The sequence below is a fragment of the uncultured Veillonella sp. genome (assembly GCF_963534045.1).
Lineage (GTDB): Bacteria > Bacillota > Negativicutes > Veillonellales > Veillonellaceae > Veillonella.
On sequence record NZ_CAUSQT010000043.1, the window covers coordinates 1 to 10737 of the forward strand.

At 35.8% G+C, this 10737-nt stretch carries 12 protein-coding genes and 1 riboswitch; all 12 genes read right to left on the reverse strand.

Translation table 11 applies throughout. The features are described from left to right. Positions 1-295: 295 nt before the first annotated feature. Entirely contained in the window at positions 296-1183 is an 888-nt protein-coding gene (gene dapA / locus RYP29_RS07185) for a 4-hydroxy-tetrahydrodipicolinate synthase (protein ID WP_311532772.1), read from the reverse strand. Between the two features lie 23 nt (positions 1184-1206). Beyond that, positions 1207-2238 carry an aspartate-semialdehyde dehydrogenase gene (locus tag RYP29_RS07190; RefSeq protein WP_311532774.1) on the reverse strand — a complete coding sequence of 344 codons (1032 nt, stop codon included), beginning with the start codon at positions 2236-2238 and terminating at the stop codon, positions 1207-1209. Between the two features lie 36 nt (positions 2239-2274). Further along, on the reverse strand, positions 2275-3072 hold the full coding sequence (gene dapB / locus RYP29_RS07195; RefSeq protein ID WP_038148777.1) for a 4-hydroxy-tetrahydrodipicolinate reductase: 798 nt from the start codon (positions 3070-3072) through the stop codon (positions 2275-2277). A gap of 78 nt (positions 3073-3150) precedes the next feature. Continuing rightward, a riboswitch (Lysine riboswitch) is annotated at positions 3151-3324 on the reverse strand. A 41-nt stretch (positions 3325-3365) separates the two neighbouring features. After that, positions 3366-5030, reverse strand: coding sequence for a DNA repair protein RecN (recN, locus tag RYP29_RS07200; RefSeq protein ID WP_311532777.1), 1665 nt, complete (start codon positions 5028-5030; stop codon positions 3366-3368). A gap of 7 nt (positions 5031-5037) precedes the next feature. Then, positions 5038-5493 carry an arginine repressor gene (gene argR, locus RYP29_RS07205; RefSeq protein WP_005378897.1) on the reverse strand — a complete coding sequence of 152 codons (456 nt, stop codon included), beginning with the start codon at positions 5491-5493 and terminating at the stop codon, positions 5038-5040. Positions 5494-5837: 344 nt separating this feature from the next. Continuing rightward, complete coding sequence (locus tag RYP29_RS07210; RefSeq protein WP_005383341.1) at positions 5838-6413, reverse strand: class I SAM-dependent methyltransferase; 576 nt, start codon at positions 6411-6413, stop codon at positions 5838-5840. Between the two features lie 15 nt (positions 6414-6428). Continuing rightward, the gene (locus RYP29_RS07215) at positions 6429-7313 is read right to left on the reverse strand and encodes an NAD(+)/NADH kinase (RefSeq protein ID WP_311532780.1); all 885 of its coding nucleotides are present in this window, start codon (positions 7311-7313) and stop codon (positions 6429-6431) included. An 11-nt stretch (positions 7314-7324) separates the two neighbouring features. Then, positions 7325-8128: a TlyA family RNA methyltransferase gene (locus tag RYP29_RS07220; protein WP_005378843.1), complete on the reverse strand. Its 804-nt coding sequence runs from the start codon at positions 8126-8128 to the stop codon at positions 7325-7327. Next, entirely contained in the window at positions 8125-8610 is a 486-nt protein-coding gene (locus RYP29_RS07225) for a divergent PAP2 family protein (protein WP_005378985.1), read from the reverse strand. Before RYP29_RS07225 ends, RYP29_RS07220 begins: the two co-directional genes overlap by 4 nt. 20 nt (positions 8611-8630) lie before the next feature. Continuing rightward, positions 8631-9509, reverse strand: coding sequence for a polyprenyl synthetase family protein (locus tag RYP29_RS07230; RefSeq protein WP_038123447.1), 879 nt, complete (start codon positions 9507-9509; stop codon positions 8631-8633). Positions 9510-9515: 6 nt separating this feature from the next. Continuing rightward, positions 9516-9722: an exodeoxyribonuclease VII small subunit gene (gene xseB / locus RYP29_RS07235; RefSeq protein WP_038123450.1), complete on the reverse strand. Its 207-nt coding sequence runs from the start codon at positions 9720-9722 to the stop codon at positions 9516-9518. Continuing rightward, on the reverse strand, positions 9697-10737 hold a 1041-nt coding region (xseA, locus tag RYP29_RS07240; RefSeq protein WP_311532784.1), incomplete at its 5' end, for an exodeoxyribonuclease VII large subunit. The genes xseB and xseA, both read right to left, overlap by 26 nt.

Below are 10737 nucleotides of genomic sequence, written 5' to 3' on the forward strand. Positions count from 1 at the left end.
TGTGAATTTTACTTTTTAACATTGTTAGTTCCATGTTAAACTCCTTGTGTTTTAATGTAATCGCCTTATGGTCGATTCGAAATATCACAATCATTTTGTTTATCATGAATTAACAGTAGACTAGAGTATAGTTAAAAATACTATCTCCATGTGAGATTATATCATAATACAATCTTTATAAGAAAAAAATATATTTATAGGCTTATAAAATAATATTTATAATGTATTTCATATTCATATACAATAAAACCAGTAGTTACAAATTGTAGCTACTGGTTTTTAGTATCGTAATATTTTATTGTAAATATTCAGCTAATGCCTTATCTATATATGCAGCTTCTTCTTGAGAAGGTTCACACATTGGTAAATTAAATATACCTGTAGGTAAACCCATTTTACGAGCTGCATATTTAACTGGAATTGGATTTGTTGTAATAAACATAGCCTTAGTAATTTCAGCTAATTTTTGATGTAATTGTGTTGCTTTTTGATTATTTCCTTCCTCAAAGGCTGCAATCATATCGTTCATATCTTGACCGGCCACATGGGATACTACAGAAATAACGCCTGTGCCACCAACGGAAAGAATAGGCAATGTAAGGCCATCATCTCCGCTGTATACCATGAAATCTTCACCAGGCATTAAACGCTTAATTTCAGAAGCAATCATCAAATTACCACTAGCCTCTTTGATGGCACAAATATGTGGATATTCCTTATGGAGGCGTGCTAGTGTAGCTGGAAATATTCCAGTTCCTACGCGACCAGGTACATTGTATACCATGATTGGTAACGTTGTAGCCTCTGCAATGGATTTAAAATGCAAATATTGACCTTGTTGATTAGGCTTATTGTAATACGGTACAACAACTAACAATCCATCAATACCAGGAATCGTAGATACTTCTTTCACAAAGTCTACAGAACCTTTTGTATCATTGGAACCTACATTAGCAATAATAGTACCTTTATCTCCACATGCTTTGGCAATCGCTTTAAATAAAGCAGTCTTGCTTTCACGGGAAATAGTAGGATTTTCACCTGTGGTACCACAAACAACTAAGCCATCAGACCCATGATTCAATAGATGTTCTGCAATGGCTACTGTATTTTCAATGTTGACTGATCCATCATCATTAAATGATGTAATCATAGCCGTTAATACACGACCAAAGGTTTTCATATGTTTCTCCCCCTTGATAGATATTAAAACGCTTCCTTTTCTACCAAGTATTCTGCAATTTGCAATGCATTTAATGCAGCGCCCTTACGAATTTGGTCACCTACGATCCAGAAATTCATGCCTTTATCATTGTATAAATCTTTACGGATACGACCGATTTCACAGTCATTTTGATTAGATGTATATAGTGGCATAGGGTATTCTTGCTCTGCTGGATTATCTTTTACTTGTAATCCTGGGAATGCGGCACAAGCCTTGCGGAATGCTACTACAGATACTGGTTCTTCTGTTTCTACTAATACGGATTCAGAATGAGAGCGATATACTGGAACACGAACAGTTGTTGGCACGACTTGAATCGTGTCATCATGAAGAATTTTGTGTGTTTCATTTACCATCTTCATCTCTTCTTTAGTATAATCGTTTTCTAAGAATACATCAATTTGTGGTAACAAATTGAACGCGATTGGGAAGTGTTTAGGTGCAGAACCTGTTGGCAATAAGTTAGCAGTCATTTCCTTGCCTTCAGCATATTCTTTTACTTGGTTTTGAAGTTCTTCAATACCTTCTTTACCAGCACCAGATACAGCTTGGTATGTAGATACTACAATGCGTTTGATTGGGGAAATGTCGTGCAATGGTTTTAAACCAAGGCTCATGATGATTGTAGAGCAGTTTGGATTGGCAATGATACCCTTATGTTTCAAAATATCTTCAGGGTTAACTTCAGGCACAACGAGTGGCACCTCTGGATCCATACGGAAGGCACTGGAGTTATCAATAACAATAGCACCGCGTTTAGCAGCTTCTGGAGCTAATGTTTTAGAAATAGAGCCACCTGCAAATAATGCAATATCAATACCATCAAAGGATTCAGGTTTTGCTTCTTCGACCACATAGGTTTTCCCATTAACTGTAAGTTCAGTACCAGCAGAACGAGCAGAAGCCAATAGTTTTAAATTTTCATAAGGAAAATTACGCTCTTCAATAAGTGTAATAAATTCTGCCCCTACTGCACCAGTAGCACCAAGAATTGCAAGATTAGGTTTTTTCATTGTGTATCTCCTCAATTAATCAATTGTTGTTCAGTATTATAAATAATGTTCTAAGCCATATGTTAAGCCTGGTTTAGAGGCAATTTTCTTACATGCTAGAACGACACCAGGCATGAAGGATAAACGGCTTAAGCTATCATGACGAATTGTTAATGTTTCATCATAGCCGCCAAATAATACTTGTTGATGTGCTACATAACCAGGAAGACGAACGCTATGGATAGTAACATTGTCGACTTTTGCACCACGTGCACCTGGCAAACTTTCACGTGTTAAATCTTCAGAACCTGTCACATTTGCAGCCTCTTTTGCATCATTGATTAATTTAGCCGTCAAAATAGATGTACCAGATGGAGCATCATATTTATGGTTGTGATGTAATTCGATAATTTCTACATCAGGGAAATATGGCGCTAATTCAGCAGCCACTTTCATCATCATAACAGCGCCTAATGAGAAATTAGGTGCTACCAAACAATTGGCATTATGTTTTAAACCGATTTCATTCAATTCGTTGCGTTGTTCTTCAGTTAGGCCTGTTGTGCCTATTACAATATGCACGCCAGCACTAAGAATTTTTTTGGCATTTTCGAAAATAACAGCAGGATTTGTGAAATCAACGATAACGTCAGGTTTATTATCGCTCAATACTTCGTCAATAGTTTCAGCCATTGTGATATGTAATGGTTCAATTCCTGCTACAGTGCCCACATCTTGACCTGCTTTAGATGGATCGATGCCACCAATCATTGTCAATTCAGAATCTGCATGTACTGCTTTTACGACTTCGCGACCCATTTTACCGCCTGCACCGTTTACCATTACTCTAATCATATTTACCTCCAAAAAAGCCAGTGGAGGCATCCACTGGCTTAATATATACGATATATGACACATCGTTCATTAAACAAGAATTATGATAGCACTCCACCAATGTAATATTGGTGACAGTCGTCTACCTATTAAATAGACAACCAGCACGATGATTTGGCTGTCATCCCACTTCGGCAAGTACACCTTTTATCATGAATCATTGTTTGCCGGCTCCTCATGATGACTATTTATACCCGCGCCTCTACCTTATTATTGAGTTAATATAATAAGTATAAGTAATTATGCGTATTTAGTCAATGAAAATGGTCAATAAGTTCTTGTGCAGCAGCCAGTGCTGTATGAGACATTCCCTTGCCGGACATCATGGATGCGATTTGTGAAAGCCGTTCTTTTTCGCTCAATTCAGATAATGTAGAAATAGTGCGGCCTTCTTGTTCTTGCTTAGATAAGTGATAATGCTGTTTTGCAATACTTGCCGTTTGTGGTAAATGAGTAATACAGAATACTTGATTTGTCTTGGAAAGAGCTAAGATTTTTTCAGCTACCTTCAATGCTATATCTCCACTTATACCGACATCGATTTCATCGAATACAAGTGTTTTGTGATTATCTGTACGGAATACGGATTTTAGTGCCAGTGCAATGCGAGCCAATTCACCACCAGATGCAACTTTATGTAATGGTAGCAACTGTTCGCCTTTATTAGCGGTAAATAATAATTCAATTGATTTAGCGCCTAATGGTAAAAGTTCTTCACTTTCATCTATGAAAAAACGAATATCCCCTTTTTCCATACCTAAATCAACAATTTCAGCTCGTAGTTGTTTAGCAATTACATCTGCATTTTCACGACGTATATAAATTAATGCTGCTAAAGCTGTTTTTGCAATCTTTTCTTTTTCCACTAATTGTTGTTCTAAAGCACCTTGTTCACAAACTTCGGATTCTAATTCCTCTAAGCGTTGTTGCGCCTTTTCTTCATAATTTAATATATCTTGGACTGTTTCGCCGTACTTCTTTTTAAGACCATAGATTACAGAATCTCTATCTTGGCAGTATGCATAGCGTTCTTCGTCATAACTAATAGAATCTCGGTATCGATCAAGAGATTGAGCAGCTTCTTCTAATTGAAAGTATGCAGAATTAACGAGTTCAGAGATTTCTTTAACCTCATCATCATATTTTACAAGATCATTTACTTCTACCTTGATAGCATTAACTGTATCTAATAATGGATGCCTGCCTCCATAAAAAGCATCATAACATGAACCAAGTACCTTATCGATATGATCGAAGCTATCTAAACGTTTCAGTTCTTCAGCAATAGATTCATCCTCGCCTATTTGTAATCCAGCCTCTTCTATTTCATCGATTTGAAAACGAAGCATATCAAGTTCACGGGCTCGTTCAGCCATGTGCTCAGATAAATTATCTAGCGCTTGCTTGGCCTCTTTATATTCTTTGTAGGCTGCTTTATATTCTTTATAAGCCTTACTACCAGCCTGGTTATAACCATCTAAATACTCATGATGTGAATCAGGATTTAATAATTTTTGATTACTGTATTGACCATGAATATCGGCTAATAATAGACCAATCTCTTTAAGCGCCTTTAGAGGAATGGGTTGATCATTAGCCAATATAATAGATTTACCAGATGTATTAAAGGACCTAGATAGAATTAGTTGATTGTCCTCTACCAATATATTTTTTGATTGTAATAAATCTAATAAACTTTGGTGATTGGCAATATCGAATATGCCATCTATAACAAAACTATCTTTACCATGACGAATAAACTCGCTGCTAGCGCGTTCTCCTAATAGAATACTGAAAGCATCCATTAATATGGATTTACCTGCCCCAGTTTCGCCGGTAAAGATAGTTATGCCATCTTTAAATGAAATATTCATTTGCTCAATCAACGCAAAATTTCGAATGCTCATTTGCGTCAACATATAATTACTAATCCTTCATTAAATCTTGAATTCTAGAAAGAATTGCAGGTACCTCAGCTTCGGAGCGCGCGATAAGTAAAATTGTATCATCTCCTGCGAGTGTACCAATTAATTCAGACCATTTTGCATGATCAATAGAAAATGCTACAGATTGAGCAGAGCCAGGAATCGTATGTAGCACGACCTGATTTAAGCTATGATCAACCTTGATCAAGGAATCTTGGAATAAACGGTTAATACGACTACGTGATAATACTACATTTTCTTCTGGAGATAATGCGTATCGATAATGTCCATCGCCAGTTGGTATTTTAATTAACATTAATTCTTTGATGTCACGAGAGACAGTAGCCTGTGTTACTTCTATGCCTTCTTGTAATAAAGCCGCTGCTAACTCCTCTTGTGTTTCAATCGCCTTAGACTGAACAATTTCCTTAATTTTGTTATAGCGATAGCGTTTCATTTTTTGCTCCCTTTTTAAACTTGCACATAAAAGAGAATAGTATCTTTCTTACATTATTATACCATATATTCAAAATTAATATATGGTATATTCCGTATATACCATACGTGTTATGCATATTGTACTAATAATTAATAATTAGTTAATTTATGGAGTTTTCAACTCTTATAAACACACATAATATATGGTTCATCTATTTATAGCGAATTTATGATTAACGATTTTTACAAGTGTGTTGCATAAATAAAAGGCCTTTTAATGGGTCTTTTATTTCGTATTATGCATTTTTAGTATAGTAAAAGTATAGATTATTTACTATAAGTATAAGATAGCTATTATGGAAATTATCGTTTTTGAATTAAATATAATTCAGGTGGATTGTTAGCTTGATTTATAGGATGCCAATGGCATACATTATACTTTGCTTGATCTAACTGTGAGATATACTTATGCAATGCTTCTTTCTCTTCCATACCCTCAGGTGTGCCAGGATATGCTACGATAGTAATGATTCCATCCTTAGCGAGTTTAGGAAATGCATTGTTTAGAGCTTCAATCGTATTATGAGGACGTGTTATGATGCTATGATCTCCACCGGGTAAATATCCTAAATTAAATATAATTAAATCAATTGTATTTTCTTTGATTTCTTGATGAAGTGCAATGTCGTGAGAATTGTGTAAAAATGTAATTGTTACATTTGACTGCAATTTCTTGGATGCTAGTAATTCCCTGCTAGCACTGACAGCCTGTTCTTGAATGTCTATGCCATATAAATGACACTCAGATTGAGCTCGTTCTGCTAAATACAGTAAATCGTGGCCATTGCCACATGTTGCATCCACTACAACAGAGGCAGATTTCATAATGCGATCCCAAATAAGATGTTGAAATTGAACTGCATTGTTGATATTAATCATATGCGTTCACACTCCTTATAATAACTCGTCCCTACGAGATGCTAATTTTTTAAATAATGTGCCAAAGAAGCATTGATCTTTAAATCGAACAAATAAACAATACACAGGATTCGATGAAATATGTAAAGCTTCTTTGTTAGTAAATGAATAGTCAAATGTACCATCTATGCATATATGCAGTTGAGGTTCACGATCAGGCATTGTAATTTGAATGGTATCATGTTCTTCTAAGACCATAGAGATACCTTGAATTAAATGTGGCGCAACTGGGGTTATAATAATAGATCGATTATCTGGCTTCATAATAGGACCACCAGCGGATAAATTATATCCTGTAGACCCTGTAGCTGATGAAATAATTAGTCCATCAGAAGGATACATCTGCGTATGTTGTCCATTTACTGCTAAATTGATACGCGCCATTTTAGCTGGTTCAGAACGTGTAATAACGACTTCATTAATAATTGGGACTAAGTCTTCTCTTGTTCCGCCTTCCCTATCTATATAGGCATGAAGATGTCCTCGTTTTTCAATTGTATAGTCACCTTGAGCAATGCGTTTAATATGACTTTGTAATTGATGGACTTCAATTTGATTTAAGAAACCAAGTTCCCCTAAGTTAATACCACATACAGGTATATTATAAGAGAAAATTTGACGTGCTAAATGGATGATGGTGCCATCGCCACCAAAACTAAATGCTACATCAATATGTTTAAAAATCTCTGGTCTAGGAAGTACATTTTCCTTTGGTATTTGTAATACCTTGTAAGTATCAGGTCTTTCAAGATCATCTGGTAAATATACTTCTATTTGCTCTTCTCTACAGATATGAGCTGCCATTTTAAGAACGGCCATGATTGTACTTTTACCCATATTAGGAAAAAAACCAATACGCATATATCTATCTCCTATAGCATGTGAGCCTCATCTACAACTGCTGTAATTAATTCATCAGTTATAGATAATGCACCTTCTTCAGATTTAGTAAAATATCCTAAAAACTCAATATTTCCTTCCGTCCCTTTAATTGGTGAGAAGGTTAATCCGTGTAAATATAATTTGCAATCATAAGCAACCTGTAATATACGTGAAAGTACCTCTTCATGTACTGCTCTCTCTCGAACAATACCTCCCTTTCCGACCTTTTCTTTACCGGCTTCAAACTGAGGCTTGATGAGAGCTACTAATGAACCTGTATTTTTTAATAGTGTAGTAGCTACAGGTAATACCTTATCGAGAGATATAAAAGCTACATCAATAGATATGAAATCTACAAGTTCACCCAATTGTTCTGCAGTAACCGCACGTATATTTTGCTTCTCCATATTGATTACGCGTTCATCTTGGCGAAGTTTCCAAGCTAGTTGGTTATATCCTACATCTATTGCAAACACCTTGGATGCACCATTTTGCAATGCACAATCTGTAAATCCACCCGTACTAGCTCCAATATCAATCATGACTGCATCGGTTAAATCAATGGGATATATTTGAATAGCTTTTTCTAATTTTAAGCCTCCACGACTTACATATGGCAAGGTATTACCTTTCACTGTGAGATTTGCATCTACAGGAACCTTTGTACCAGCCTTATCGATTCGTGTTGTATCCATAAAGATTTGACCAGCCATAATAGCGGCTTTTGCTTTTTCGCGACTTTCAAATAAACCTCGGTTAACAAGGAGAATATCTAAACGTTCTTTATTACTCATATGACACCATTATACACATAGAAATATTGAATATAAGCTATTAGAATACCTAATACTAAACCACCAAATACTTCAACTGGCGTATGACCTAGTAATTCTTTTAATGCAATTTCTCGGTCTTTTAAAATAACAGGAATATTTCGTTTACTAAAATACTCCACAATTTGGTTTAATATTTGTGCTTGTCGACCAGCTTGACGACGTACACCAGACGCATCATACATGACTACAATAGAAAATACTAATGCTACCACAAATATATCAGTAATACCATTATTTTTAAAGTACAAAGCGGCAGTAGTAGAAATTACAAAGGATGTATGTGAACTAGGAAATCCTCCGGAACCTACTAAACGTTCAAAACGCAATGTACGATAACGGACAAGTTGCCATAAGAATTTAATGGCTTGTGCTGAAAACCAGCCCCAAAATGCGGCTTGCGCTATATAATTATGACAAATTTCCTCTAAAATATGGTACATATAACTTTACCCTCTAATGTTTAATGTGTACGATCCATTAAATAATCAATAATAGCACTTAGTATGTGTGTATCATCTTCTATTGTTGCTAAAGCAGCATGTGCCTTTTGTGCGACTATATGTGCTTCATTACGTGCCTCATCAAGCCCTAATAATGAAACATAAGTGGATTTATCTTGTCGTATATCACTACCAGGTGTTTTGCCTAACTCTTCAATGGTTCCCGTTACATCAAGAATATCATCTGTAATCTGGAATAGCAAACCAAGACAATTGGCATATGTCATATAGGCCGCATATTTTGCTTGGTCAGCATTAGATAAGATGAGCCCTAACTCAATGGCCGCATTAAATAAAGCACCTGTTTTTCCACTATGTAAAACTTTTAATTCCTCTAGAGGGATATGTTTTCCTTCGGATAGTAAATCAAAAGCTTGTCCGCCAACCATGCCTTCAGGACCAGCTGCGGTCGCTAAACATTGGATAGCCTTGATTTTTTGCTCAGCTGATGCGGTTGTATTTTCAGTGCAAAGTTGAAATGCATAGGTCAATAAACCATCACCTGCTAAAATTGCCATGCCATCTCCATATACCTTATGGTTGGTTAAATTACCTCGGCGATAATCATCATTATCCATAGCTGGTAAATCATCATGAATCAGTGAATATGTATGAATACATTCCAATGCACATAGGAACTCTTTATATAATGATGCATCAACCTTCATTGCATCTAAAACAGCCTTGGTTAAGATAGGACGAATTCGTTTTCCCCCTTGTAATAAACTATAGTTCATAGATTCATATAAACGTTTATATTCTGGTATAGGGGAATTTAATACGGCACTTAACCAGTGTTCAATCGATTGTTTGCTAGTTTCTAAATATGTCTTTAACATAGCTTATTACTCTCCGATGCGTACCTCTTCGATAATCTGTTGAATTTCACCTTCCACAGAATCCAGCATATCTGCACATTCCTTAACTAAGGTTAAGCCTTTTTTATATTGATTTAACAGCTCTGACATAGATAATTCACCATCGTCGAGTTGACGAACGATATCTTCAAGAGCTTTATATTTTTTTTCATAACTTTTCAGTGATGCTGCCATCCGGTAATACCTCCTCTACAACTGCTTTTATAGAACCATCACGCAATGTAATTTTAAATACATCTCCTTTGGCCATATTTTGAATTGAACTTATAGTATGACCCTCTTTTTCTATTTTGGAATAGCCTTTCACCATTAAATGGATTGGATTTTGTAGTGATAATTCCTGTGTTATAAGTGAAAGTTTATGCTTTTCATGTTGCCATCGTTGTGACGCTAAAGTTTGTAATTTCTCCTTATAGGATTGTAAGAGAGAATTTTGTTTATGCAGTAATTGTAATGCAGGAAACCCGAGACGACGATTAAAAATTGTACTTAATTCAATACGTTTTTGCTGTAATGTTTGATCCATTACATACTGTAAATAATCAAGTTTTTGTTGTAAATGCTGTTGTAGTGTAGTCAACGGAAGCACTGCAATTTCTGCGGCATGACTAGGTGTAGCACCACGCATATCAGCAGCGTAATCAGCTAATGTATAATCTGTTTCATGACCTACTGCAGAAATAATAGGTGTAGATGCATTGTAAATAGCTTCGATAACAACTCTATCATTAAAGCACCATAAATCCTCCATTGAACCGCCGCCACGACCGACGATAATGACATCAACATCTGGATCTTTATCTGCAGCTTCAATTCCTTTAGCTATGATTGGACCCGCTGTTGTTCCCTGAACTGGTACAGAGAATAATTTAAATTGCATAAGCGGATTTCTATGTTCACTAATATGTAATATATCGTGTAAAACAGCACCTGTAGAGGATGTGACAATACCGATACAACTTGATAGAACTGGTATTGGTTGTTTATGAGCATCATCAAAATAGCCCAATGCGGATAATTCTCTTTGCAGAGCATCGAATTCAAGCTGTAATGGGCTTTTAGAACCAACCTGCATATCCGATGCGATAAGATTTAAACGGCCCATTTTGTTATAGAAATTAACGGATGCCTTGATTGTTACTAATAATCCATTTTGAAATGCATTAGCGAGTCCTTTACTTTGAACCGT